At 37.5% G+C, this 25,479-nt stretch carries 27 protein-coding genes; 7 read left to right on the top strand and 20 right to left on the bottom strand.

Annotation, left to right across the window (positions count from 1 at the left end):
* Positions 1–132: 132 nt before the first annotated feature.
* Together CEF16_RS21225 and CEF16_RS21220 are read right to left on the bottom strand one after the other, a co-directional pair.
* Positions 133–1,368 (bottom strand): DUF2515 family protein, encoded by a 1,236-nt coding sequence (locus tag CEF16_RS21225; protein WP_091585970.1) that lies wholly within the window; start codon positions 1,366–1,368, stop codon positions 133–135.
* Between the two features lie 129 nt (positions 1,369–1,497).
* Positions 1,498–1,821 (bottom strand): DUF3889 domain-containing protein, encoded by a 324-nt coding sequence (locus CEF16_RS21220; RefSeq protein ID WP_091585968.1) that lies wholly within the window; start codon positions 1,819–1,821, stop codon positions 1,498–1,500.
* Between the two features lie 126 nt (positions 1,822–1,947).
* Here CEF16_RS21220 and CEF16_RS21215 point away from each other — a divergent pair, with 126 nt between their 5' ends.
* The 4 genes from CEF16_RS21215 to CEF16_RS24145 all read left to right on the top strand — a co-directional run bounded on the left by CEF16_RS21215 (position 1,948) and on the right by CEF16_RS24145 (position 3,273).
* The gene (locus CEF16_RS21215; RefSeq protein ID WP_091585966.1) at positions 1,948–2,214 is read left to right on the top strand and encodes a DUF2254 family protein; all 267 of its coding nucleotides are present in this window, start codon (positions 1,948–1,950) and stop codon (positions 2,212–2,214) included.
* Positions 2,211–2,591 (top strand): DUF2254 family protein, encoded by a 381-nt coding sequence (locus CEF16_RS25035; protein WP_170032259.1) that lies wholly within the window; start codon positions 2,211–2,213, stop codon positions 2,589–2,591. Before CEF16_RS21215 ends, CEF16_RS25035 begins: the two co-directional genes overlap by 4 nt.
* Positions 2,555–2,752 carry a DUF2254 family protein gene (locus CEF16_RS25030; protein ID WP_091585963.1) on the top strand — a complete coding sequence of 66 codons (198 nt, stop codon included), beginning with the start codon at positions 2,555–2,557 and terminating at the stop codon, positions 2,750–2,752. The genes CEF16_RS25035 and CEF16_RS25030 overlap by 37 nt, the downstream gene beginning before the upstream one ends.
* A 272-nt stretch (positions 2,753–3,024) precedes the next feature.
* Positions 3,025–3,273 (top strand): hypothetical protein, encoded by a 249-nt coding sequence (locus CEF16_RS24145; RefSeq protein ID WP_091585961.1) that lies wholly within the window; start codon positions 3,025–3,027, stop codon positions 3,271–3,273.
* Positions 3,274–3,618: 345 nt separating this feature from the next.
* Here the strand turns inward: CEF16_RS24145 and CEF16_RS21195 are convergent, their stop codons facing one another.
* Complete coding sequence (locus CEF16_RS21195; RefSeq protein WP_091585959.1) at positions 3,619–4,140, bottom strand: hypothetical protein; 522 nt, start codon at positions 4,138–4,140, stop codon at positions 3,619–3,621.
* 203 nt (positions 4,141–4,343) lie between these two features.
* Between CEF16_RS21195 and CEF16_RS21190 the strand changes: the two genes are divergently transcribed.
* Positions 4,344–5,066 (top strand): DUF421 domain-containing protein, encoded by a 723-nt coding sequence (locus CEF16_RS21190; RefSeq protein ID WP_245917951.1) that lies wholly within the window; start codon positions 4,344–4,346, stop codon positions 5,064–5,066.
* A gap of 128 nt (positions 5,067–5,194) precedes the next feature.
* On the opposite strand, the gene CEF16_RS21185 is transcribed toward CEF16_RS21190, so the two are convergent.
* A complete protein-coding gene (locus CEF16_RS21185; RefSeq protein WP_245917950.1) occupies positions 5,195–5,962 on the bottom strand; it encodes a CAP domain-containing protein in 768 nt (255 codons plus the stop codon).
* Between the two features lie 155 nt (positions 5,963–6,117).
* Between CEF16_RS21185 and CEF16_RS21180 the strand changes: the two genes are divergently transcribed.
* Entirely contained in the window at positions 6,118–6,735 is a 618-nt protein-coding gene (locus CEF16_RS21180; RefSeq protein WP_091585957.1) for an RsiV family protein, read from the top strand.
* Between the two features lie 128 nt (positions 6,736–6,863).
* On the opposite strand, the gene CEF16_RS21175 is transcribed toward CEF16_RS21180, so the two are convergent.
* From CEF16_RS21175 to CEF16_RS21155, 5 genes are all read right to left on the bottom strand, one after another.
* The gene (locus CEF16_RS21175) at positions 6,864–8,840 is read right to left on the bottom strand and encodes a TRAP transporter permease (RefSeq protein ID WP_091585955.1); all 1,977 of its coding nucleotides are present in this window, start codon (positions 8,838–8,840) and stop codon (positions 6,864–6,866) included.
* A gap of 155 nt (positions 8,841–8,995) precedes the next feature.
* A complete protein-coding gene (locus tag CEF16_RS21170) occupies positions 8,996–10,069 on the bottom strand; it encodes a TAXI family TRAP transporter solute-binding subunit (RefSeq protein ID WP_091585953.1) in 1,074 nt (357 codons plus the stop codon).
* A 152-nt stretch (positions 10,070–10,221) separates the two neighbouring features.
* On the bottom strand, positions 10,222–11,283 hold the full coding sequence (locus tag CEF16_RS21165) for a TRAP transporter substrate-binding protein (RefSeq protein ID WP_091585952.1): 1,062 nt from the start codon (positions 11,281–11,283) through the stop codon (positions 10,222–10,224).
* Positions 11,283–11,996, bottom strand: a complete 714-nt coding sequence (locus CEF16_RS21160; protein WP_091585950.1) for a response regulator — start codon at positions 11,994–11,996, stop codon at positions 11,283–11,285. The genes CEF16_RS21165 and CEF16_RS21160 overlap by 1 nt, the downstream gene beginning before the upstream one ends.
* Position 11,997: 1 nt before the next feature.
* On the bottom strand, positions 11,998–13,596 hold the full coding sequence (locus CEF16_RS21155; protein ID WP_091585949.1) for an ATP-binding protein: 1,599 nt from the start codon (positions 13,594–13,596) through the stop codon (positions 11,998–12,000).
* 163 nt (positions 13,597–13,759) lie between these two features.
* On the opposite strand from CEF16_RS21155, the gene CEF16_RS21150 reads away from it, so the two are divergent.
* Entirely contained in the window at positions 13,760–14,215 is a 456-nt protein-coding gene (locus tag CEF16_RS21150) for a hypothetical protein (RefSeq protein ID WP_091585947.1), read from the top strand.
* A gap of 31 nt (positions 14,216–14,246) precedes the next feature.
* On the opposite strand, the gene CEF16_RS21145 is transcribed toward CEF16_RS21150, so the two are convergent.
* From CEF16_RS21145 to CEF16_RS21095, 11 genes are all read right to left on the bottom strand, one after another.
* A complete protein-coding gene (locus CEF16_RS21145; RefSeq protein WP_091585945.1) occupies positions 14,247–16,241 on the bottom strand; it encodes a DUF6449 domain-containing protein in 1,995 nt (664 codons plus the stop codon).
* A complete protein-coding gene (locus CEF16_RS21140; protein ID WP_091585943.1) occupies positions 16,216–17,118 on the bottom strand; it encodes an ABC transporter ATP-binding protein in 903 nt (300 codons plus the stop codon). The genes CEF16_RS21145 and CEF16_RS21140 overlap by 26 nt, the downstream gene beginning before the upstream one ends.
* Complete coding sequence (locus CEF16_RS21135; RefSeq protein ID WP_091585941.1) at positions 17,105–17,491, bottom strand: GntR family transcriptional regulator; 387 nt, start codon at positions 17,489–17,491, stop codon at positions 17,105–17,107. The genes CEF16_RS21140 and CEF16_RS21135 overlap by 14 nt, the downstream gene beginning before the upstream one ends.
* A gap of 172 nt (positions 17,492–17,663) precedes the next feature.
* Complete coding sequence (locus CEF16_RS21130) at positions 17,664–19,067, bottom strand: hypothetical protein (protein ID WP_091585938.1); 1,404 nt, start codon at positions 19,065–19,067, stop codon at positions 17,664–17,666.
* Between the two features lie 143 nt (positions 19,068–19,210).
* Entirely contained in the window at positions 19,211–20,695 is a 1,485-nt protein-coding gene (locus tag CEF16_RS21125) for an aldehyde dehydrogenase family protein (RefSeq protein ID WP_091585936.1), read from the bottom strand.
* Positions 20,696–20,708: 13 nt separating this feature from the next.
* Positions 20,709–21,857 (bottom strand): saccharopine dehydrogenase family protein, encoded by a 1,149-nt coding sequence (locus CEF16_RS21120; RefSeq protein WP_091585934.1) that lies wholly within the window; start codon positions 21,855–21,857, stop codon positions 20,709–20,711.
* A gap of 128 nt (positions 21,858–21,985) precedes the next feature.
* A complete protein-coding gene (locus CEF16_RS21115) occupies positions 21,986–22,372 on the bottom strand; it encodes a YbaN family protein (RefSeq protein WP_091585932.1) in 387 nt (128 codons plus the stop codon).
* Between the two features lie 517 nt (positions 22,373–22,889).
* Complete coding sequence (locus CEF16_RS21110) at positions 22,890–23,549, bottom strand: HAD family hydrolase (protein ID WP_091585930.1); 660 nt, start codon at positions 23,547–23,549, stop codon at positions 22,890–22,892.
* A gap of 48 nt (positions 23,550–23,597) precedes the next feature.
* Entirely contained in the window at positions 23,598–24,251 is a 654-nt protein-coding gene (locus CEF16_RS21105) for a transaldolase family protein (protein WP_091585928.1), read from the bottom strand.
* 48 nt (positions 24,252–24,299) lie between these two features.
* Positions 24,300–25,082, bottom strand: a complete 783-nt coding sequence (gene srlD / locus CEF16_RS21100; protein WP_091585926.1) for a sorbitol-6-phosphate dehydrogenase — start codon at positions 25,080–25,082, stop codon at positions 24,300–24,302.
* A 19-nt stretch (positions 25,083–25,101) separates the two neighbouring features.
* On the bottom strand, positions 25,102–25,467 hold the full coding sequence (locus CEF16_RS21095) for a PTS glucitol/sorbitol transporter subunit IIA (RefSeq protein WP_342750492.1): 366 nt from the start codon (positions 25,465–25,467) through the stop codon (positions 25,102–25,104).
* Between the last annotated feature and the right edge of the window lie 12 nt (positions 25,468–25,479).

Here is a 25,479-nt window from a genome sequence, read left to right as displayed (position 1 = left end):
AAAACCAAGTTGTTCTAACAATGGGTATTCCAAATATAACTGCCATTTATAAGTAAATAAAGTGTCATAGCAAATAAAGTCCTCTCTAAGATAATAATAATTTAATAAAGGGTGTATATGCAGCGATACAAGTCAGCCTCGCCCCTGATGTTTCATGGCACCTTTTGTTAACACGGCAAGTTCCATTTTATTTAGTCCAAAACAATATTCGCTCGTCATATCAAAAATAGTGGGAACAGAGTAAGTCTGCAAATAATCAAAAACAGAAAAATCTTTGAACCATTCAAAAATGTCAGGTGGTTCCACTGGCTTGTCTTCCCAGGCTTCAGTTAAAGCTGGACTGTAAAATAGCGGCGCTCCTTCGATCAATTTGCAAGCAATTATCCTTTCTTTTCCATAACTCCTATGCATATATTCTTCACTGCTTGAAAACATATATTCCCAATAATCGGAGCGGGATCCTGTGTGCCGGTGTCCTTTAGCAAAGGAACATGCCCCGGCATACACCTCTTCGATTCCAAACAAGATGGCATACAATTTTTTCCCGACTGCTATTCGTTCATTCACATTTTCGAAATTTTCAATAATTAACCCGGCCAATCTATATTTATTCGATTGCCAGGGGAATTTAGATATAGCGTACGGAAATACAACTTGTGTTAATTGAATAGCTTCCTGACCCTTGAATTTCAACGTTTGAAGGACATATTTCTGAAAATATTCACGCTGAATGACTCTGTCCTCAATATAATGCTGCTCATTTATTATTAATGCGACAGTAAGTAACGCAGAATTTTGGTTTTCTAAAAAATGATTCCAAAAAGGACGCATAAATGCAGAAACGCAAAAGACTGGCAATAGGTGAAACAAGTTTTTCTTTTGGTTTTTACTTTCTTCATATAAGAGCAGTTGAGGATAGGCGTCTTGAAATATTAAAGCATTTACTCTTTCAAAGAATTCATATAAATGCTCCCGCTCTTTACTATTTAACAAATAAGGCAGCAAGTCGCCTTTAAGGTCTGTCATACACCATCCGCCGTTTCTAGATACCATGTGAGCCAAAAATGCCCAATGGAGTTCCGGATGTTTCAAAAATACCTCTTTGTATGCTTCTGTTCTTGTGACATTATTTCTGTTCTGTTTTGTTGTTTTTTCCTTAATACGTTCTACTATTACTCGCTCATCAGGTAATACAGAAGCAGGAACTTTATCGTTTTGATTTCCATTCTTTTTTATTTGATCCTTGACCCATTGCACATCTTCCTTTTCTATTATTATTTCTTTCCATCGTTTTTTTGAATGAACATTATGAAGCATGCTTTCGATCTTACTTTGTGCATTGTATAGAAAATGTTTATATGTAAACAATTGCTTCCCCTCCCGCGCAGGTTATACCATTCCTTTTTTTTATTTTATTTACCACATACCGGTCCTATTCGGAACGAATGAAAAAAACGAGCAGTCCTTCTTTCTAGACTGCCCGTACTCTTTTCATCATTATTCTATTTCTTCAAGAGAAACTTCTATTTGTTCTTCTGTTTGTGGATTCGTTAACACATATGCTTTTACTTTTTGTGATTCTCCATTCTTTTCAAGAGTCATCGTAAACGTAAATTGTTCTCTTTCATCGGAAATAACAACTTTACCGTCATATGAATAGTCCTTTAGTTCATAATCAGGATACTCTGATTTCACCTCGTTGACCGCTGCTTGACCCCATTTAGCATACTCCGGCTGAGCTAGGCCGATGTTTGCCGGAATCACAAAAAAGGCTGCCATAACTAACAACATTGCAAGTTTAAAACCATTATTATATTTCAACTTACTTTCCCTCCTCTATCCTTTCATTACCTGTATTTTCTTCAAACACTATAAAATTATTCAGAAAATAAAAGTACGAATAAATCATTTCTTGTAAAACTAGGGAAAGCTTTGAGGAGGGAAATAATGTCACTTAAAAATATGCTGCTACGTATCCGCTCTAATTTTTTATACATTCCTTCTTTATATGGTTTAGCTGCCCTCTTGTTAGCTATTGCAAGTATAGAAATAGACACTCACATTATGAGTGTGGAATATCTTCATCGTTTCATTCCTGATTCCTTGTTTATGGATATTGATTTGGCTCAAAATATTTTAGGTTCTATTTCAGCAGCCTTACTTACCATGACGACAATTACGTTATCCACCATTTTGATTGTTTTAACCTTTTGATTGTTTTAACCACTTATATATCTGAATTTTCACCTCGCACCTTGCAAAATTTCATTAGTGACCTTAACACACAGCGTGTTTTAGGATTTTTTATTGCTGGTATTATTTATTCGATTCTTTTACTGCTTCTCATAAGAGAAACCGAAACGGTTACTCATTTCATTGCTCTTTCTTTTGCCGTCTTATTTGCCATCATTTGTACATTTGTTTTTGTGTACTTCATTCACCATGTGTCAAGCTGGATTCAAGTGAGCAGTCTTCTGCACTATATAACACGAAATACGATTGAGAAAATAGACAAGGAATTTAAGAAAGAGACAGAAATAGAAGCTGATGATCCATGGATGATTGGGAAAGTGAAGATATTAATCACATAAATCCTCGTATTATTCATGCTGAACACTCTGGCTATATTCAAAACATTGATATTAATGGAATAGTTAAACAAACCCAAAAAGATGATTGTATTGTGCGCATCAACGCCAATATAAATGATTACATAGAAAAAGGGGAACATTTCTTTCAAAGTGGGAACTAGAGACACCTAATAATCCCAAACCTATCATGAATTTTTTTCCATCGGACCAGAGAGATCTTCCAAGGATACAGTGGAAATAGCGGTAACGAAAATTACAGAAATTGCTCTTCGGGCGTTTCTTCAGGAATAAATGATCCAAATACAGTTGTAAAATTGTATTGAAAATCTTGGAAAAGTATTATCCCACTTTGGAAGCAAACACTTGCCTCGTGCATTTGATAAAAATTAAGAGTAATAATGGAAAAACCGGATTTTTCTGACTATCTTTATAAATGCTTTTATTATATCCGCCAAATGGCTTTCAAGATACTTCTGTATTATCAGCAGGTCTAAAAGCACTGTGTGTTATAGCAGCAAACAATTCGGACATAATTAAAAATGTTGTCTATAAATTCACGGAATATGTAATGGAAGGAATCGATCAAGAGTCTCTTTTATCTTGGGATAAAGATTATATTAACCGCCAGCTGGAGGAACTTCACAAAGTTTGCGGTCAAAGCAGTAAATTCGCAAAATTATAAAGTGAATGAAAGGCGCTTCTGCTGAAATATACTTCGCTTTCACCCTCAGGGCACAAGTGCAACATCTACTCAAACTCTCTTTTGGTCGTTTTCGTAGTGTCTCCTTTGCCGCGGGCAACGCTTCAGCTTCCTCGTGAGCAAAGGCCGTCACTGCGGGATCTTCACTGTTACTTTGACCAACCGGACGTTCTAATGCCGGCGTTGTCATAGAACGGACTTCCCGCAGGATGCAGTAGCTTCTACGTTGCACACAGGACGTGTGCGGTTTTAGTAGAAGTTCCTTATTTCTTCGTAGAAGATCCTTTCTCTTAGCCGACCCGATTTATGGGACAACCCCAATATTTTTTATTTTATTTCGATTTCCGTTTGAGCCAACGTAGTCACCTTACCGTCTTTAACACGGTCAAGGTATAAAACAGCTGCCCCTTCTTTTTGAGCGTATGCCTTAACATTAATGCTTTTTATTTTATCACCTGCTAGAGTGATTTCCCCGGCATTCCTTTTATCTAAACTCAAAACATCAGGATTGCTTATTCTAAGTGTTAGTTTTTTATCATTATATTTGTCTAAATAACTAGTGTCTCCTTCCTGCTCAAATAACTCACCAACCTCCGTTGATAGTGTGCGTCCATTATTTTTTAGTTTTTTTTCTCCTGTTGGTGTATTCAAAACGAAATTCCAATCGTCCTTTTCTTGGACTTCGAATATTCTCTCGTTAAGCATATAATCTACTGCATATTGTATCGTATAAGGCAGCCATTGAGGATTTGCATTCGTTTTTTCGCCTGCTTGTACAGAATTAATGAATATTCCTAAACCAATAACGATACCAATAATAAAACCTGCGATTGTTTTCTTTGATTTCATATTAATTCCTCCCTTCCCTTAAATATATGCTTATTTATGTCTATTCCTTCCTCTTTCATTACCCAAACATAATATGAAAATAAGACTTGAGTTATAATACAAAATTATTACATTACTGTTTTTAGTACTACGTATAAATGCTGCGTTTTGTAAGAAAATAAGTGAAGAATTTACCATCTATGACATAAAGGGGTAAAACATTTGTGAGTAACTTAATGGATATATTTATTGTTACGGGACGAATCATTACTATCTTACCTTTGTTGTTATGCATGACTATATTTATGGGGAAACGAGCAATAGGAGAACTTCCCGTATTTGATTTTTTAATCGTGATAACACTTGGTTCAGTCGTGGGGGCTGATATTGCAGATCCAGACGTTCAACATCTGCCAACAGTAGCTGCTGTTGTGTTCATAGGTGTTCTTCAGCGTTTGGTAGCAAGATTAAAAATATCAAATCGTAAAATTGGAAAATACATTACTTTCAAGCCTACTATTGTTATTCAAGATGGTAAAATTCTTCGTAAGAACCTTAAAAAAATACGATATTCTATTGATAACATTCTTGAAGCTTTACGTGAAAAAGATATATTTGACATTAGCCAAGTAAAAACAGCAGTTGTAGAAGCAAATGGAAATGTGAGTGTTTTAAAACAGCCATTAAAAAACACAGTCACCTTAGAAGACATGAATTTAACGACTAAAACTGCCTCCATTGCTTTTCCTGTCATTATGGAAGGCCAAATGTATCCAGGGGTTTTACAAAAATTTAATGTTGATGAAATTTGGCTTAGACATCAACTAAAAATTCAAGGAGTCGATGATGTGAGTAACGTCTTTTTTGCCTCTATTAATGAAAAGCTGGAAATTCATATTTCCTTAAAAGAAGAACCTGAAGTAACTGTCCCTCCTATATACAATTAATTATAAAAAATCGGCTTGCCGATAGCTGAAGTTTTAGATTTACTTATACTTTGATCCTTTAAAAAGTTAAACTTTCCTTAAGTAAAATAAAAAAACCGCCCTATTACAGGCGGTTAAATTTATTGTAATTACTTTCCAATAAACATTTGCGTCCAGTGATTTCCTTCTTCTACATATCCTACACCGATATGCGTTACCTCTTTATTTAAAATATTTTTACGGTGGCCCTCACTATTCATCCAAGCTTGAACGACTTCTTCTGCAGACCCTTGACCGGCAGCAATATTTTCAGCTGCAGCAGTATAGTCAACTCCGAAGTCATTTAACATATTAAACGGACTTCCATAGGTCGGTGAATTATGTGCAAAATAATTGTTTTTTGCCATGTCTTCCGATTTAGCTTGTGCCACCTCTGCAACTTCTGAATCTGCTTTCAGAGCTGACAATCCATTTTTTTCTCGTTCTTGATTGGTTAATTCAATTACACCTGATGCAGCATCCCCTTTATCAGAAGGGTCTTCTTTCTCTTGAGATTCGTCAGGCTGTTCAGCAGATTGATCTGCTTGCTCTTGTTCTGATTCTTCTGGAACGTTAAACTCTTCTGCATCCGGCACTTCCACTTCTGGATCTTCAATCTCTAAATCAGGGTTTGGTACAGGCAGCATTGGTGTTTCGCCGCCATCTCCGTCTTCCTCCCCTCCAGGAAAAAGATTAAATGGGAAACGATTATTATTTTGTTGTCTTTCTGCATTTTCTGTACCATCTCCTGGAGTAAAACCTATTTGTTCATATTCATTATTTCTCTGTCCGCCAGCGCCCTGATTATCCGTATTACAACCTGTAAAGATTGTTGTGATTAAGATACATGATAAAAGCATACAAACTTTTTTTCTCAACTTATTCCCTTCTTTCTATATAAAAGTCAAAATACTTAACCATTACTAATATGTACAGCATGGTTTTTTTTTATCCTCATTGACAAATTTGTTCCATTATTGCCGTAGAGAGAATAGGCTACTGTATAAATTTATATTGGCAAGGGTTGATTAAAATGGAACGATACCGTCTGCCGGTCCCTGTTCATTCCTATTCCATTATGGCACCGAACATTTCGATTTTTTACCCGCAGTTAATGCTGTTAAACCCAATGCATCAGCATAAATTAAATGACACCATATTTACCAAGATGGATGGGATGTTTTTACAAGTGAAAGAGCTTGGGTATTATGAACCAGGCGTGACAGAGATTATTGGAAATTACGAAATGAAAAACAATCAGCGCGGCATTGTAAGTTTCACATTCACGCTTTTTGCTAATATGCCTTCGCTTGCACATCCAGTCGAATTTATGGATTCGCTGACTGCCGATGTTCAATCGGGAGAAATTTACCAATTAAAGGATTTATTTAAACAAGGAAGTGACTATGAAGCACGAATTAACGCCATTATTGAGGAGCAAATTAAACGAAGGGATATACCTCTTTTGAATGGATTTCCTGGAATTTCTCCAAACCAAAAATACTATATTGCCGATAAAACGTTGGTTATCTACTTTAATGAATATGACATCTCACCTGGGTATGCAGGGTTTCCAATGTTCCCCATTCCGGCTTTTGAACTCCAAGACATCACCAAAGAAAATAGTCCGCTTGACGTATTGTCTGTGTAACAAAGAAAGCCATCCCATAATTAATAGTGAACTGCACCTAAATCTCGGCAAATTGAAAAAGGAGAATCCCTTTCAAAAGGATCCTCCTGACAATCATCTGTTGTTATAGTTTTGCAAACAACGGTGTATTAAGATGGTATGCCTGGATGTTCTTCTGTCTTTTTTTCAACAGCTGCTATTTTTTGCAGAATAAAGGCCAATATCGCAAAGCCTACAGCTAGAAGGTCAAACCAGATATTTGTGTTTATTAACGAGATCGCTGCTCCAAGTAAAAGGAGTCGGACAATCCAGCCTGCCCGGCCTTTTGAAAACCAGCCTTGAACAGAAGCCGATAAGAAATAAATTCCTGCTGCTGCTGTAACAGCTGCGAGTATAATTGTTCCCGCGTCTCCGATCATAAAGAGGGAAGGACTATAAATAAACATATACGGTACAATAAATGCTGCTATTCCAAGTTTAAATGCTTGAACTCCTGTTTTGAAAGGATCTTCACCTGCCACACCTGCTGCTGCATAAGCTGCCAAGGCAACAGGAGGCGTGATAGCGGACATCACTGCAAAATAAAAGACAAACATATGAGCAAATAATGGTTCAAACCCTATTTCAATCAGACCTGGAGCAACAACAGACGCAGCTACAGCATACGCAGCAGTGGTAGGCATTCCCATTCCAAGTAAGATGGAAATAAACATAGCAAAGACAAGCGCAAGGAACTGATTCGTATCCGCCACTCCAAGCAGCATTGAACTAAATCTCATTCCTACCCCAGTTAACGCAATAACACCAACAATTATTCCAGCACAAGCACAAACCGCCAATAATTGAATAGTGTTTCTCATTCCTAGATCAAATGCGCCTATAAGTCGGCGAATGCCCATTTTATTCGTTTTAGTGAACCAGCTTATCACAAAACAAGCAATAATAGCAGCTGTACCTGATCGAATAACGGAATAACCATTAACAAGCAAATAAATGAGAAGCACAACCGGCAGAAACAAATAGGCTTGTTTTACAATTGCTCTTAAAGAAGGCAAATCTTTCCGCTTAATACCTTTCATCCCACTTTTCAGAGCTTGAAAATCAACCATAAAATAGACAGATATAAAATATAAAAAAGCAGGTATTGTAGCGGCAACAATGATTTCAGCATAAGGGATTCCGGTAACTTCTGCCATAATAAAAGCACCAGCTCCCATAATAGGAATCATAATTTGTCCGCCAGCTGATGCAGTTGCTTCTGTGGCTGCCGCAAATCGTCCATTATAGCCTACTCGCTTCATTAACGGAATAGTAAGGGATCCCGTTGCTACAGCATTTCCGGCAGACGTACCATTCATCATTCCCATTAAACCACTTGAAAGAACGGACACTTTAGCCGGACCGCCGCGCATTCCCCCAGCCAGAGAAAACGAAAAGTCAATAAAGTAACGACCGACTCCTGACATTTGTAAAAAAGCACCAAAAACAATAAATAATAAAATATATTTCGATGATACATCGAGTGTGACACCAAACACGCCATCTACAGCGAATATATACGTAACAAACCGGTCAAATCCATATCCACTGTGATTTAATAAACCAGGAAGCCAAGGTCCCAAAAATACATAAGCGATAAAAACACCAGCTAAAATAGGCAGTGTCCAGCCGCTGGTACGCCGGGTTAACTCAAGAACGATGACTAACCCTATGACTGCTGTGACCGTGTCCAGCATTTCGGGCATTACCCCTACTCTAAACAACAAAGAAGAAACATTCGTTGTAATATAATACGTTACCCAAAGAGTAGCAGCGATTAATAACCAGTCTACTGCATGAATTTTATTCGATGTTGTATTCCAGCCTCTATATAATATAAATCCTAGTATCGCACCGAATGCTAAATGAATTGTCCGAAATACCCATGGCTCCATGGGACTTAAATTTAAAATATATAAATGAAAAATAACAGCAGCTACTGCTATCGTTGTAAACGCAATTTTGACAACTCCCGACAACTCACGTGTATTCGCTCCCCCATCTGCTGCCTCTTCTATTTGTTTGGCTTGATCGTCTGATAATAACGATTCGTTTTCATCTGGTGAACGTTGGTCTTTCTTTGCCATATTTTTTGCTCCTTTCTATTGTACGAGACGACAGCTTTTTCAGCCTTCAATACGAAAATAACCTGCGTATCGTATGGTTCAACATCCTATTGAAGACTGAAATACCTTTTAATAATAGGCAGGCCTTTTTAACAGGCCCGCCCCGCTTTTATTTATTACTCTTCCCATTCAGGCGGGTATACATCTTCTGGCAGGTCAATACCCTCTTCTTCGTAAAATTTAATTGCACCAGGGTGCAATGGCATTACATCATTTTGAAGGATAGCTTCGATTTCAGCTTCTTCTGCAGCGGAATGAGTATCCATCAATTTTTCTTGGTTTTCATGGTATGCTTTTACTAAGTCGTACACGAATTCTTCATTTGCTTCCTTATGCACAATTCCAAAGTTAAACATAGCAATCGTTTCTAAATCTTCATCGAGCTGATTGTAGGTGTCTGCTGGAATAGTGTATTCAAAGAAATACGGATATTCCTCGATAATTTTTTCACGCTGTTCCCCGTCAATACCAAAGAAATTAATATCACGCTGAGCCTCTACCTCACTTACTGCAGAGATTGGAATACCAGCCGCAAATCCTATTACATCAAGCTGTCCATCCATTTGTTGACTTACCATATCACTAGCTCCGGCTTGTACGGGATCAATATTCAATTCAAGCGCGTCGTGAATTAGCGGTAAATATGTTCCGGACGTTCCACCAGCAGGTCCAACACCAACTTTCATACCATCCATATCATCAATGCTTTCTACCCCACTACCTTCAAGAGACCACCAATGAAACGGAGTTGTATACATTGGGAAGGTTACACGAACATCTTCCATTTTATTCCCTTCTGTCCATTCCCCTGTTCCTGTTACTCCTTCATATCCTGGTCCAAGTGTTACAAGACCGATATCTTGGTCTTTTCCATTTGTTAACTGCATATTATGAACCGGACCACCAGTTACTTCTACGTTTGCTGTAATATCTAATTCGCTTTCCAATAATGAACCAATTCCGCCGCCATAAATATAGTAAGTACCGCCTTGTGATGCTGTACCAATTTTGACAGTAGAAGGATAGTCATCATAAGAGATTCCTTCTTCGGAAGCTTGCTCTTCTCCATCTGCACTTCCATCTGCTTCACCTTCTGCTCCGCTTTCATCAGACCCGCCGCAAGCTGCAGCAAATAAAATACCAGCACCGCTAACTGCAGATAAAAGCGTACGTTTTAAATATTTTTCCATGATTTTTTCCCCCTGTATTATATAGAATATTTTCACTTTTTAAATTATGAAGCGTTTACATAATTGTTTCAGTATTTGGTCTTAAATATCTTTTTGTTCTTTTTGTTCACGAACATAAATCAGCACCCTATAATCGAAAAAAGGGTGCTGGATCAGGACATACCATATTTTTTTTGTAATTTCCTTAATTCTTCTAATAGTTCTTGTCCGATGTTATCCTCATATTGTTTATAAACCGGTTTTAACGTCTTTCTCCATTTTTCCTTTTCTTCAGCAGTTAATTCATGTATTTCCATCACATTCTGTGTTTGCATTCTCTCTAACATTTCGTTATTAATACCTTTAGCATGTGTCCGCATCCATTCTGTCGTTTCTTCCATTGCGTCCTCTATAGCTTGCTGGTGTTCGACCGGCAGCGTGTTCCACATAGACTTGTTCGTAAGTACAGCATACCCTAAATAATTATGGCGGCTCATTGTCATATAACGCTGCTGCTCATAAAAACCTTTAGAATAAATGTTAGAAAGTGTATTTTCTGTTCCATCTATCTTCCCATCGCTGAGCAAAGAATAGACTCGATTAAATGGATAGGTTTTTGGATCAGCATCAACGGTATGATACGTTTCTGACAAGACCTTACTTGGCATCACCCTCATCGTAAGCCCTTTCAAATCTTTAGGGTCTGTAATGGGGTGACTATTGTTCGTAATATGTTTAAAACCGTTATCCCAAAAGGCAAGTCCTTTATAATGAGAGTTTTCAATACTCTCAAATAATAAATCACCGATTTTTCCTTGAAAAGCTTCCTTTACCATTTTTTCATCCTTAAAAGCAAATGGAAGATCCATTACCATCCATTTATTGTCATGAACAGCTATTTCAGAAAAAGCCGGTGCAATAAAATGTACTTGATTATTGAGTAAAGCTTCAAATTCTTCTTGCGCTTCGTACAGCATCCCATTCGGATAGACTTCCACTTCTACCCATCCATTTGTTTTTTCCTTCACTGCCTGGGCAAAATAACGAGCAGCTTTCCCTTTTGGTGTGTTTTCTGCTGTTACATAACTAAATTTCAGAGTGACTTTTTCATTTAAACCTTTCACTTCTTCATCTTCAGCTGCGATGTTTTGATTTTCCTCATAACCAAAACCAATATACAAAGATGTCATTAAACCAATTACGATAAAGGCGGCAATGGTAATTAAATTTTTCATTAACCTGACTCCTCTGAGTTGTCTATCCTTTTATACAATTGAATTGGTCGTCCAATTTGTCCATAGGTTAATTCAATTTTTACTTTTCCTATAGTTTCAAGATAATTTAAATACCTTCTTACGGTTACCCGTGCAAGCCCGATCTCCTGACCAATATCCTCTGCTGATAAAGGTGTTTCCATTTTATTAAGAAAATCAACGACTTGCTCTAGGGTCTTTTTTTGTAAACCTTTTGGAAGTTCATCTTGGTGCTGCTCTTGATTTTCTCCAGACAAAATCATCTCATCAAGCTCATTTTGGGACATCTCTTCCCGATTGAGAAATTGTGCACTCCGCTGCCGATATTGAGTTAATGCCCTTTTCATTCGTTCAAACGTAAACGGTTTTACAATATAGTCGATGACACCTGCTCTTAGTAAGTCTTGAATGGTTGCCGTATCATTTGCAGCTGTAACAGCTATGATATCGATATCAATTCTTGCTTCTCGTAAATGTTGAATACATTCTATGCCGTCTTCATTAGGCATGTAAACATCGAGCAGCACGAGGTCAGGTTCGATTTCGTTCACAAGTTTCCTGCCTTTTTGGCCATCTGCTGCTACTCCAGCTACTGTGAAACCTTCCACTTTTTCGATAAACATTTTATTGACTTCCTGTACCATCGGATCATCTTCAATCAACAGGATTTGAATGTCTGTTTTAGGTTGTTTCATCCTACGTGCCCTCCTTTCTTTTCATGGGGAGTATAATCATCATTTCTGTGCTCTCCTTATCAGAAGAAATATCTATTTGTCCATCTATTCTGTCTACAATAGACTTAACCAAAAACATGCCAATACCCCGTCCTTCACTGCCTTTCGTAGAATATCCTCTTTCAAATATATGCTTTAATACGGTTTCTTTTATTCCAGTGCCATTATCCTCTACTCTTATCATTAAGGCTTGTTCGCTTTCTAGAATATGGACAAAAACCTTTTTGTCGTTACCTTCTTTATATTTCATCGCATCAAAACTGTTATCAATTAAATTTCCAAGAATAACTACTAAATCGTTGGAATGGATTCCTTCCGGGTATTGATTAAAATAAGATTGTCTGCTCAAGGTCAGCTCAACCCCAAGCTCTCTTCCTCTACTTGATTTTCCTATTAATAGCCCGGTGATGCTATCATCATGAATTTGATCACTTACTCTTTTTATAAAATTGTTTTCACTATTTGTTACATCATAAATAAATTCAAGTGCTTTTTTTCCTTCATCCATTTGAATCAAGCCAGCAATGGTATGAAGTTTATTTGAATATTCATGATTTTGAACTCGAAGAGCATCCACAAACGTTTTTACTCCAGTTAGTTCTTCGGCTAGCCGGTTCACTTCTGTTTTATCTTGAAAAATAGCTACAGCCCCTACGGTTTTATTATTCACTTTTATTGGAATACGGTTACTTAAAATAGCTCTGTTCTGTACGTAAAACTCTTTTTGATAAACAGCTCTATTCATCTCCAACACTTCTGGAAGTCTTGTATCGGGAATAACTTCTTGAATGGGACGACCGATAGGCTCTCCTGCAACACTAAGCATCTTTTTGGCAGCATGGTTCATGACCGTTATTTTTTCTTGTTCGTCGATGGCAATGACCCCTTCATGGATGGCGTGAAAAGTGGCTGTCCGTTCCACTAAAACCCGAGCTAAATCTTCTGGCTCCATCTCAAACGTCTGATTTTTAATATGAGACGCTAAAAGCCATGCTCCCCACGTTCCAAATAAAATCGTAATGATAAAAATAAGTAAGGCAGGATTACGGAATTCTTCAATAAGTGATATAGTTGATGGCAAAATATTACCGCTTACTACGACACCCACTTGTTCCTGATTATCATTCATAATGGGTACAAATGCTCTTACTGTAATATCGTCATTTGCTTTTGCTTTAGTTGTATAAACATGCTCCGAAAAAGCCGCTTCTGCATCATCACTGTTAAAATAAGAATAAAGTCTATCCGGGATTGGATGCGATAAACGAATTTTATTCATATTTAAAACAACGACATAGTCGATTTCGTTCAATTTACGAATTCGTTCAGCTATCGGCTGTATCTGATCAGCACCATCTAGCTCTGTTACTGAGTCTTTTACGGTTTGATTTTGAGCTAAATTTTGAGAAGTAATCATTGCTCGTTGTGTTAACTCTTCTTCTTTTACGTCTGATGCATAACCAAGCAAAATAATGCCTATCATTATAAAAGTAAATAATACAATACTAAAAACCAAAAATGTAATCTTGCCGCGAATGGGCATACGGCCAATGATTCCCACCTTAACTCCGTCCTTATGTCATTTTTACTCACTATATCATAAGTCCTGTTCTTATACATCCTAGATTACGTTTTTAGGCCCTGAAGGAAAGCACGCCATTTTTCGTATTGGCTTGAACCATGCTATAATAAATACTTAGATATCATAAACTTGTGGAGGATATATGCTGACATTTGAAGAGAAAATAAAAATTATAGAAACTTTTCCAGAATTGACAAGAAAAGAAGTGTCACTGGGACGATTGAATTTTCAGTATGAAGATAGTGTTTATGATAAAAAGAATGTTGTTTATCATTTGCATCCAAATGGTAATGGCTTTGTTTATGCCGGTTTGCTTGAAGAATACGACTCTGATGAAAAAGGGCTCGTAAACATACGGAACTTTTCTGAAGAGGAACTTCGCTCTATTATTGATGCTTCTATTACCTCTCTTTCTGCCGATGATTCAGACCAGGAGATGTATTTAGAAGAATGGATTAATGACAATGACCAAGTACTCGTCCTTCTTAAGGAAGGAGATGAGTGGAATGTGTATGCAGACACCGACCTTGATGGTACCTTCAACTCTTATCCGGAAGCAGCAGATTACTTGGAGAAAGAAGGATTCAAACGGGAATAAGAAAAACTCGCCATTTCGGCGAGTTTTTTATTTATTCGTTGTTATACGCTGATATAATCTTGTCTGGTACCTGGTTTTCAGGAAAAACACCGTACAATTCTGTTCTACGGTTATTGGTAAGGAACCGAACAAAATATTCCCCTTCCCCAATGTTTCTGTATTGTTCTAATGCCTCTTCTATTACCTCTGTATCTTTTACTTTAACTAATTGTTCCATGCCTTGTTCGTTTTGTTCTCTAAATACTTGGTCGGGATATGTTATACCGCGCGTCCCACCAGGCACCCGCAATATTTCTAGTGCATTAATGTCCTCTGGCATTACTCGTGCCTGTTCTAAATATCCTTTTTCATCCAGCCACTGTTCTAATTCATGAAACGATTTTTTCCATGGAATGTCAGGTTGTGGTTGATTTAGTAATGGATTCTCTTCTTGTGCCGCTGGCTCTAACAAGATATGTCCCCAGTTCATACCAGCTGCGGTCATTTCATTTAGTTTCATTGAAGAAATTTCATATTTTAATATTTGCTGAAGTTCTTGTATTTCTTCTGTGTTCGATATTGTAACGTTCTTTTGTATAGGCCCGCTTGCTGTAATGACGATGTTATCAAGCTCTTGATCAAGATCATTAACGTGATATTGCATTCGTTTATATGGTTCTGATTCCATAATACCAGCCAATTTTTCCTCCACTGCCTCGATCGGCAGCTCATATTGACGTACAAGCGTTGAGCCGTTTTCCAGCTGATAGGCTATCACGTACCGGTTGTTTCCATATGGAGTATGGGCATCCACCTGTTCTGGCTTTGTTTGAACAATATATTCATGTAATTCTTTCACATTTTTAATATAACTCTCATCCGAAATATAAATGTCAGTATTCTCACTATTTGTCAATGGATACACATCATTGCCAAAGTAAACACTTTCGATTTGATTATCATCTGGAACGTTGGACTCATACCCTAGAACATCCATATTTATGACAAATGCTAATATGACCATCATACCAGCATAACCAGCGTAATGAATAAACGTCTTACCATTCCAAATTCTCCACGTCTTTTGAAGAATCATTTCTGCGATAAGGTAACCGAGGAGAGAGGCGAATATATAACCAAATACCAGCCATTCTATTGTTCCGTATTGTTCAAAATATACGCCTCCCAAGAGCATCGTACAAATGGTTACTCCGTATTTAAAAATGGGACGAAGCGGCTGAAAGGTAATCGCTTGACCAGCTGTTTCGATTTGCCGGATTTTGTATAGGATATAGCCAACTGCACCAAACAGCACAGTTAAAAACAAGTAAATCAGTACTCTCCCGACTGGTATATCCGGCGTATGATTAAACTCACTCATCATAACAATTGGTGCCCACCTGGTAATGGTTTCTCCTGTATAATATTCATTAGAAAAACCATACAAATAATAATTGAGATTAGTACTGATTAATACAAACAAACCTGCCGGAAGCATCAAAATAATAAAAGTTAGAATGCCTTGAGCCACAGACATTCCCGTCATCATGCCGATGAATACCGAAAAACAAAAATAAAATAATGACATGATCGTCATAACAATGGTCCAGATCCATACGTCAGCAACAGAAATAAATTCAAATACAGAATAAGCATTAACTGCCATCGAAGCAGCGATTGCTGTTAACCATACAGGTATCATCAACATAACCGCACCGCTGATCACATGATTGACATATAAAGTACCTCTTTTTATCGGCAAGCTGTGTATCATGTCGGCTGCGGACTTCGTCTGTAAGTATCGAAACAGAAAAATACCTGCTATGATCGGTATAATGAACGACATTAGTAATTGCAAAGGAAATCCGATATTAAATAAATGTTCGACATGTTGATATTGGGTACGATTTTCATCTGCAGCATACAATACCATTTGCAATGGAACAGAAAATAACAGGCCTATGAGGTAAATAAGACTAATCCACCCGTGTTGTTTCATATTTTGTTTTTGTATACCTGGGTTAAATAAGGATGTTTTCAATTTCATAGCCGACCCCTCCCATCTCATAAATAAAAATTTCTTCTAACGTAAGCGGCAGCATATCAAATACTAAAGGCTGGGAAGATCGAACAATTTCTTCTATGTGTTGTTTTTGGCCTTTTCCAATTAAAAGATTTACACTTCCTCTTTTTTCTTGATGAAGAATATTCAACTGTTTCAGCATGCTTGTTTCTTGTTCTGGTGATGAAAAAGCGACCTGAATTTTATGTGTATCTGTTTTCAAATCGTCTAACTCTTTTTCAATGACTAATTTTCCTTTATGCATAATGCCAACATGATCACAAATATCTTCAATTTCTCTTAGATTATGAGAAGATATAATTACCGTTAAATCTCTTTCTGCTACATCCTGAAACAATAAATTTTTAATTTTCTGGCGCATGACAGGGTCAAGTCCATCAATTGGCTCATCGAGTATCAAAACATTGGGCATACAGGATAGAGATAACCAAAAGGCAACTTGGCGCTGCATCCCTTTTGATAATCGTTGTATTTTTCGATGTGGATCTATATTGAATACTTGCTGTAATGTTTCATACCGCTCCTGATTCCATCCTGGATAAAATGATCTGTAATAATCTGCCATTTGATGTATTGTAGCCTGTGGAAAAAAATAAAGGCTGTCTGGAATAAATACTACTTTTTGTTTTAAAGATACATTTTCATAAATTGATTGTTTTTCAATGTGAACATTTCCATGATCAGGTCGATAAATGCCTGCCAATATTTTTAACAATGTCGTTTTTCCAGCTCCATTGGAACCAAGCAGACCATATATAGACCCTGTCTTGACAGATAATTCAATCGTAGCTACTGCTGTTTCTTTTTCAAATTTTTTCGTTACTCCTTCAACGTGTATCACCTTGTTCTCCCCCCTCTTGCACTTCCTCAAACCAACGCTCTAGTTCTTCTTTCGTCAGGCCGAAATAAATAGCTTCTTTCAACAAAGCTTGAAACTGTCTCTTTAATTCTTCTAATTTTTTATCATTTGAGATCCATTCAATGGGAGCCACAAAATACCCCTTTCTGTTTGCTGAGTATAAATAGCCTTCTCTTTCTAGTTCCCGATAGGCTTTTTGTATTGTATTTGGATTTATCGTTAATTCTTTAGAAAGCATACGAACAGAAGGCAGTTTTTCATCTGGGCTCAATACTTTAGAAACAATCAGTTCTTTAATGTTATCAATGAGCTGCTCATATATTGGCTTTCGGGTTCGCACATCTAATTCAAACAAAACATCCCCTCCTTTGTTATATTTTTGTCTCATCTGTATTATTTGTATTAATACAGATAATTTTAATCATTTTTTTCCAATATGTAAAGAGTTTTTAGTTAAGAAGGAAAGATCAATACCCTTCTTGTTTAAATAAAAAAACCCGCCTTTTGGCGAGTTTTAGAACAGTCTGTTATGCGTTTGCCTTTTTTTGCATATCTCGATAAAGCTGCTGATATGCTTTTGACTCCTCTTTTTTCCCTGCTTCTAAATATATTTTTGAAAGCCAGCGTACAGGAAGAGGATCAGATTTGTCCATCTCCATTTCCCAGCTGAAACACTCAATTGCCTGATCAAGCTGGTCAAAATGATAATATAACTCACCTAACTGCCGCTGCTTATCGGGATCATCACTGAGCTGTTTCATTTGTTCTATACGTTTTACAACTAACGATTGGGAATAATTTTCTTTAATAGGAGCAAGCCAATTTGAAATATAAGATAGGTCACGATTTTCCATTAATTGAGTGACGCACTTTTGAAGAATTGTCTCTGCTTTTCTTGGTTGTGTTTTAAAAAGAGAAGCAAGGTAGGAGTTGAGCTCTTCAACTTGAATGTCCGCTGAAACCACATCCATGTTTTCTAACATTGTTTCTAACGTCGACCATTGTTCATCTTTAAGAGACATTTGGTGTTTGTTCATTAATTGAATGGATGAATTAAGGTGATGGTACTTTAGATAAAAATGGAGTAACTCATATTGAAGTAGTTCTAAATTCGGGATACGCTGATATAAATCTTCCAAGATAAAAAGAATATCGGTATGGGAGTAATGGTTATTAAGTAATTGCTGGAGCTGATTGTAATAAGCAGCAGATGAAGTTTGGATAAGCTGATTCATGAGTAAAGCCAGAGCATCTATCCAACGCTCCTCTTTATTAAGAAAATCGATAAGCTCCTCGGCTCTTTCCGGATGTTTTTTCCGACGGGCAAACAAAGCTTTTTCCACAAATAAAGGGTCTTTCTCCCATAAAGTGCCGGCCATCTCTTGATACATCATTTTGAATTTTGCATATCCTAATTCATTTGCTGTTTGCTTTACCCAGCTGTGCTTTGGCGTAAAATCCAACAATATACGCAAAATACGGTAAGCAGCAAATAATTGGCCATTACGGCGGTATTGATAAAAGTAGGCTTGAATGTCTTTAAAAAGTTTTCTCTTTGGGATAAACGCATCGAAGAAAGTTAGAATAAGGGCGGTTTCATGAGGGGTATACTGTTTTTGCACTTTTGTGTGCATCTGATTGAAGCTTCGTTTTTGAAAAGTTCCTTCAGAAGATAAAACCGTGTGGCAAAAAGGGTGGGCAGAAGGAAATGTCATTCCATGTTTAAAAGCTTTTTCTAAGTGAGAACGCCGTCGTACACTAGCTGCTTTTAAAGCAGTAAGATATTCGTCTTTATAGAAGAAAAGATAATAAACGTCTCTATTTTTATCTACCGTTTCTACAATCTTGCTTTGGAGGTAAACTGCCATTCTTTGCGGCTGAATCGATATTCTTTTTTTGCCATCAATAATCAAGTAATCGAGGTTTTCCATTACTATCCCTCCTATTTCTTCTCCCAAACATATCATACTTTTTCTATAATTTCATCAATCAGATGTATGTACAAAGAGTTGACTGAATACAAGAAGGGTTTCCCGCAAGCATTGACACTTTTGAGAAACCCTGATTTCAACTGCTAATTATTATCTATTTGAGCGCGCTGAAGTTTACCGCTGTAATCTACGTATACACTTTTCCATTCTGTAAACACATCTAATGAAGCGGTTCCGGAATCACGGTGACCGTTACCTGTTTTCTTTGTTCCTCCGAATGGCAGATGGATTTCAGCCCCGGTTGTCCCCGCGTTTACATAGACAATTCCCGTATCCATTTCATGCATGGCCCGAAATACTTCATTTGCATCCTTTGTAAAAATGGAACTTGATAATCCATAAGCTGAATCATTGTTAACCCGCATTGCTTCATCAAAACTTTCTACAGGTATGATAGCAATAACCGGCCCAAAAACTTCTTCCTGGGCAATTCTTGCACTAGGTTGAACGTTTGTTATTATAGTCGGTTCATAGTAATTACCTTTACCTTGCTGTCCTCCGCTTATAATACGGCCGCCGCACAGAAGTTCCCCTTCTTTTCTGCCCATTTTAACGTATTCATGAATACTTTCTAATGCCTGGCGGCTGATAACAGGGCCAACATCTGTATCTTCTTTCACTCCATCTCCAATTGTTAACTCTTTTGTTCGTTTTATGAGAACTTTTTCTAGTTCTGTTTTTATATCCTGGTGAACAATAATACGGCTCGCAGCAGTACAGCGCTGTCCGCTTGTTCCAAAACTGCTCCATAAAATACCGTCCACTGCCAAGTCAATATCTGCACTATCCATTACAGTAATTGCATTTTTCCCGCCCATTTCCAGGGATACTTTTTTCAGCATACTGCCGGCTTTACTAGCTATCAGACGACCCGTTTTTGTAGAACCAGTAAAGGATACAATATCGATCTGATCGTGCTCTACGATGGCACTTCCAACGGTTTCTCCTGCACCGTGTACGAGGTTAACAACACCTGCAGGCAGACCGCATTCATCTAGAATTCGAACAAAGGCATCTGCCATCCCTGGAGTCTCTATGGCAGGCTTCCACACTACCGTGTTGCCGCTTATGATGGCAGGGAACATTTTCCAGCTGGCAATCGCAATCGGAAAATTCCATGGGGTTATTAAACCAGCAATTCCAACAGGACTTCGAATACTCATCGCGTGCTTGTTCGGAAGTTCAGCTGGAACAGTCTGCCCGAATAATCGGCGGCCTTCTCCTGCCATATAAAAACCCATATCAATTGCTTCTTGCACTTCGCCGCGTGCTTCTTGAATTGGTTTACCATTTTCTGCGGTTAGAATCTGAGAGAGCTCTTCTTTTTGTTCTCTCAATTTTTGTGATATTTCAAAAAGCAGTTCACCTTTTTCCGGTGCAGGAACGGTTTTCCAAAATAATTGTGCACGTTTAGCTGCATTTACGGCTTCATCCACATCTGAAGGAGAGGACAGGTTAACCTCAGCCAGTACTTTCTCATTTGCCGGGTTAATTACTTTCTCCGATTCTCCTTGTACGCTTCTCCATTCGCCATTAATATAATTTTGATAAACAGGGCCTGCTTTCATGAATTTCCCCTCCCTAATTGGTTGTTTCTTTAATGACAACTCCCCTTTTTGCCATTTCTTCGATGTATTCTTTGCCTGGTACTATTTCCTCTGGACAAAAGATGCCTCTTTTTTTTATTAAACCGCTTCCCATCATCTGGGCTGCAATGGAAATCGTATAAGCTGTAGCACGGGCCATGGCAGTGACATTTAAAGACCTGTCTTTTACAGTTTTCATTTCAAATTCATAGGCTGTATTTTTGTCATCTTTTATACCTTCTGTTCGTACTCGGAGCAGCACAACATCATCTTTGTCTTTTAAATCAACAACCGGGGCCAATACTTCACGAAGCACTTCTCTTGGCTTTACTTTTTTTCCTCCAACGTCTACCTCATACGTTCGATCAGTCATTTTCAAGTCGACGAAAAGTTTAAACTTTTCCGCATGTCCTGGATATCGGACTGTTTTATAATCTAAATTTTTTACGTAAGGAAACGTTTTGGGAAGCGTAGAAGTACCGCCTGATGTATGAAATGCTTCTAACGGTCCGAAACCTTCAAAATAAATCGGCTCTATTTCTGACAAAGGCTTAACATATGTCAGTTCACCATTTCGAATAATGAGAGAAGGGTCTGTGTAATGATCAAATACCCCCTCTATAGAAAACACATGATTATACCCAAATGGAGGTTCAGGTCGTAATGGCAGTCCGCCAACACGCAAGTAAATGTTTTCTACCTCGTCAAGCTTTCCGGCTCCGTAACCCGTCAATATATTTATCATTCCAGGAGCCACACCTAAATCAGGAATATAGGTAATCCCAGCCTCTATTGCTTCTTGTTTCCATTCTAGAATATGATCAGTTGCCTCCCCAATATGACCGCCTAAGTCACATGCATGTACGCCTGTTTTTATAGCTGTTTTAGCCACCGTTTCATTGAAAGTATAAAATAACGCGTTTACTACCACATCAAAATTTTTTATAAAGTCAGCTAGCTGTTTTTCATCCGTAGCATCCATATAAACTGAAGTTAGGCGGCTATCTTTTAACGGAGCAATTGCAGCATCAGCTTTTTTCTTCTCTACATCTGCAAGAGCTACTTTTGTAACAGCTGGATTCGTTAATAAATCTCTTGCCACTTCCTTTCCCATAAGTCCAGCTCCTAATACCGCTGCTTTCATTTTCCCTCACACCTCCGCCCGTTATTAAAGCAGTTCTATACTTTTAAAAACGTCTTCATTTCAACTTATTCAGGCGGAGATCTTTATATTAAATAAACTTTTTGTTTTTAGAAATAATACGTCTATTCTCATAATTTCTCATAATTTCGATACGTTTTCAACGACATAATATAATACGAGATATACATCACTACCATCACTAACAAAATTTTCACAATTATGAGCGGAACGATAAAGAAAATCGAGTAGAAAGAGCTGGTCCATAAAACTGCTATAGCAATAATTTTTGTTTTCATGGGAATTCCTTTTCCAGCACGGTAATTTTTAATATAAGGTCCCAGTACTTTAGTGTTTAATAGTTTTTCGTACAATCTTTTCGACGATCTAGCATAGCAATATGCTGCAAGCAGAAGAAAAGGAGTTGTTGGGAGCAGAGGCAAAATAATACCGACCACTCCCAAAAAGACAGAAACACTTCCTATAGCAATCAACGTGTTCTTTTTAAAAGTAGTCATAGATATCACCCCTTTCTATTAGAAAAACTCGGTTTACCGCCGAGTCCTTATGGCGGAAGGCCACGACTCCTGCGGGATAAGCTTGAGCTAAAGACCCCGCAGGCAGCTTGCTGCCGAGGAGGCTGAAGCCAAGCCCGCGGCAAACACTACGATAACGAACAAAGTGAGTTGGAGTAGATGTCGCGCTTGTGCCCCGAGGGTGAAAGCGTCCGCCTGAAGCTAAAATCGAATAATAACGAGGGAATTTTATAAAATGTTCGTTTATAATGATATAGAAATGTATTATTGAAATTCATTCACATACCTAAAGTATAAAAAAAGTATTCTTAATGCATATATTAACATTTCTTATTTGATAAAAGGAGGGTTTCATAAGAGGAGGGTTTTCACAGAAGTAAAATAGGCAGAATAGGGGATTATTACCAATGCCTTTCAAAACGAGTCTCGTCGTTTTAATTAGTGTGTTGTAAAAAAAGCCGCCCACAGTAAAGAGTTGGGCAGCTTCCTTCGTCATTGGTTACTTTTTTGTTTCTATTTCATCTATTATTTGATTTAACGTACATTCTTCCATCGTCAGCAATCTTCGTTCTACATTGCAAAATTCAAGTTCATTTGTCACTTTATTAGGTATAATAACACATGACATCCCTGCTTTTTTAGCAGCTAATGCTCCATTCGCTGAATCTTCAAAAACGATGCATTCTTTAGGATCAACCTGTAAACACTTGGCAGCTTCTAAATATAAAGAGGGATCAGGTTTTACGTTTTCCACATCATCAGAAGTTTTAATACATTTAAAAAATGGAAACAATCCTAAGTTTTTTAAATGAGTGGAAACCCACTGATAATTAGAGCTAGAGGCTAATCCAATGTGCAAACCAAGTCTTTTCGCTTCATTCAAGTAATTTTTGACTCCAGGTCTTGCCGCCTCTTTCGCTAAACGTTGTTGAAAACGTCGATCCAGTGCTTTTTGAAGGTTTTCCTTATCAAACTTTTTTTTCGTTTTAGATTCTAAATAACGAAAAGGACAAAAATCTGTAGATGTGCCAATCTCTTTTTGCCAAACAGATAGCGGCAAGTTACTGTTATATTCATAAAATATTTCTTGAAGGACTTCATATTGAGGAGTTTCCGTATCCATAATCAATCCGTCAAAATCAAATATGACAGCTTTCATTTCGTCTAATCACTACTTTCTTATAATTCATGTAAGATTAGCATCTTTTTATTTAAAGACTGCCTCATAGTCATGAATGAACCCTTTGATTCCTTCGTCTGTCCCTTTGTGGCTCCCCATTTTATCCAGTAAGTCAGGTGGCACAGTCACAGTATGAGCTCCTGCCAAAAAAGCATCCTCTATTTGTTTTGTATTTTTAAAGCTTGCTGCTAAAATCTTTGTTTTGATTTGTTTTTTCTCAAATAATTCACTTAAACGTTGTATTAATTTAATGCCGTTTCCATTGAAATTGTCAATGCGGTTAACATAAGGGGCTATATAGTGAGCCCCTGCCAAAGCCGCTAAAATGCCTTGCTGTACGGAAAACACTGCGGTAGCTGTTGTTTTCACCCCGTCTTTCGCCAGCCATTTTATAGCTTTAAAACCCTCTTCGGATACCGGTACCTTTATATAAACGGATCTTCCATACGTATTTAGAATATGATTTGCTTCTTTTAACATATCTTCAGCAGTTTCTGCTAAAACCTGGATATGAAATTCCATCTTTTCATCTATTACATTACTAATCTGGCTAAGAGATTTTTCAGGGTAACTTTCTTCTTTTGCCAGTATAGAAGGGTTTGTGGTTATCCCATGTACATAGTAAATTTCGCTTAACCTATTAATCTTCTCTATATTGGCAGAATCGATTAAAATTTTCATTCCTTTATATTCCTTTCGCCTGTTTTAACTTAAAGCTCTATCTTTATATTAGTGCATCACTTGTCCGCCTGTCACATTAATAGACTGTCCAGTCATGTAAGAAGCTTGATCGGATGCATAGAAAACAATAGCATTGGCAACATCTTCATACGTACATCCTCTTTTCATAGGTACTTTGTCAATGTACACTTGTTCAACTTCATCTTCACTAATATTCAGCTTTTTGGCATAAGAAGGAATAAGGCTTTGGAACATCGGTGATTTTAATAAATTACCTGGCATAATACTATTCACTCTAACTCCGTGTTCAGCAAGATCAAGAGCCAAACTTTGAGTGAGGCCTACTCCTCCGAACTTTGAGGATGAATAGCCAGCATTATGTTTGCTCCCTACTTTTCCTGATTTAGAGTTAATTTGAATAATGCTCCCTTCCCCTTGGTCAATCATTACTTTTGAAACTTCACGGGCACATAAAAAGTAGCCCGTTAGATTGACATCTACCATTATTTTCCAATCATTCAGTTCAAAATTAGTGATTTTAGTACTTTTTGCTACACCTGCATTGAAAACAAGTAAGTCAATTCTTCCAAACTCTTCCTTAACCCGCGTCACCATTTCGGAAACACTTTCTTCATCCGTTACATCCACTTTAAAACCAATCACATTTTGGTCTGTCTCTTTTTCTATATCACTAGCAACCGATACTGCATTCTCCTCATTAATATCAGTTACTGCCACTCCGTATCCTTCGCGCGCTAATCGATAGCTGATATGTTCACCGAGGTTTTGTCCGCCTCCAGCTACAATAGCCACTTTTTCTTTTAAAGACATGTTTATACCTCCTATAACATTAGCGTATGATTTGAAGATTATCTCCCAGTTTTATTTCTGGTATCTCTTTTTCTTCTAAGGAAAGCGTACCTGGCAGTTCCGGTTCTGTACTCCCGTCAAATTTTAAAGTTATATGACCAAGCTGTTCTAAGTTTTTATTAACAGCGCTTCCTACTCCCGTGATCACATATTCTTCTTCATTTATCATAAATACATCGTTTTCTTTAATTTCTTCATCTAACTGATTAACTTCATGAAGTACGCAATATTCAGCTAGTTCTTCAGGAGCGTCTCCTTTAAATAGAATAATGATTTTTTCATTTAAAAACTCGGTTACCATTGGACCTAGTTCTGTTACGGTAGTTTTGTAAATTTGTGCCATCATGATCCTCCTTAA

It is taken from the genome of Alteribacillus bidgolensis, assembly GCF_002886255.1.
In the GTDB taxonomy this organism is placed as follows: domain Bacteria; phylum Bacillota; class Bacilli; order Bacillales; family Marinococcaceae; genus Alteribacillus; species Alteribacillus bidgolensis.
Note: the sequence above shows the minus strand (reverse complement) of the source record. Positions and strands in the feature narration are given on the sequence as shown.

Bases quoted from the DNA above. Each gene is read 5' to 3' on its own strand.
- CEF16_RS21110 (WP_091585930.1), bottom strand. From the start codon at position 23,549: ATGAAAGCTGTCATATTTGATTTTGACGGATTGATTATGGATACGGAA.
- CEF16_RS21180 (WP_091585957.1), top strand. From the start codon at position 6,118: ATGGAACGATACCGTCTGCCGGTCCCTGTTCATTCCTATTCCATTATG.
- CEF16_RS21120 (WP_091585934.1), bottom strand. From the start codon at position 21,857: ATGAAAGCAGCGGTATTAGGAGCTGGACTTATGGGAAAGGAAGTGGCA.
- CEF16_RS21160 (WP_091585950.1), bottom strand. From the start codon at position 11,996: ATGAAACAACCTAAAACAGACATTCAAATCCTGTTGATTGAAGATGAT.
- CEF16_RS24145 (WP_091585961.1), top strand. From the start codon at position 3,025: ATGCTTTTATTATATCCGCCAAATGGCTTTCAAGATACTTCTGTATTA.
- CEF16_RS21170 (WP_091585953.1), bottom strand. From the start codon at position 10,069: ATGGAAAAATATTTAAAACGTACGCTTTTATCTGCAGTTAGCGGTGCT.
- CEF16_RS21125 (WP_091585936.1), bottom strand. From the start codon at position 20,695: ATGAAAGCAGGCCCTGTTTATCAAAATTATATTAATGGCGAATGGAGA.
- CEF16_RS21105 (WP_091585928.1), bottom strand. From the start codon at position 24,251: ATGAAAATTTTAATCGATTCTGCCAATATAGAGAAGATTAATAGGTTA.
- CEF16_RS21150 (WP_091585947.1), top strand. From the start codon at position 13,760: ATGCTGACATTTGAAGAGAAAATAAAAATTATAGAAACTTTTCCAGAA.
- CEF16_RS21215 (WP_091585966.1), top strand. From the start codon at position 1,948: ATGTCACTTAAAAATATGCTGCTACGTATCCGCTCTAATTTTTTATAC.
- CEF16_RS21175 (WP_091585955.1), bottom strand. From the start codon at position 8,840: ATGGCAAAGAAAGACCAACGTTCACCAGATGAAAACGAATCGTTATTA.
- CEF16_RS21145 (WP_091585945.1), bottom strand. From the start codon at position 16,241: ATGAAATTGAAAACATCCTTATTTAACCCAGGTATACAAAAACAAAAT.
- CEF16_RS21095 (WP_342750492.1), bottom strand. From the start codon at position 25,467: ATGATGGCACAAATTTACAAAACTACCGTAACAGAACTAGGTCCAATG.
- CEF16_RS21195 (WP_091585959.1), bottom strand. From the start codon at position 4,140: ATGAAATCAAAGAAAACAATCGCAGGTTTTATTATTGGTATCGTTATT.
- srlD (WP_091585926.1), bottom strand. From the start codon at position 25,082: ATGTCTTTAAAAGAAAAAGTGGCTATTGTAGCTGGAGGCGGACAAAAC.
- CEF16_RS25030 (WP_091585963.1), top strand. From the start codon at position 2,555: ATGGATGATTGGGAAAGTGAAGATATTAATCACATAAATCCTCGTATT.
- CEF16_RS21115 (WP_091585932.1), bottom strand. From the start codon at position 22,372: ATGACTACTTTTAAAAAGAACACGTTGATTGCTATAGGAAGTGTTTCT.
- CEF16_RS21130 (WP_091585938.1), bottom strand. From the start codon at position 19,067: ATGGAAAACCTCGATTACTTGATTATTGATGGCAAAAAAAGAATATCG.
- CEF16_RS21165 (WP_091585952.1), bottom strand. From the start codon at position 11,283: ATGAAAAATTTAATTACCATTGCCGCCTTTATCGTAATTGGTTTAATG.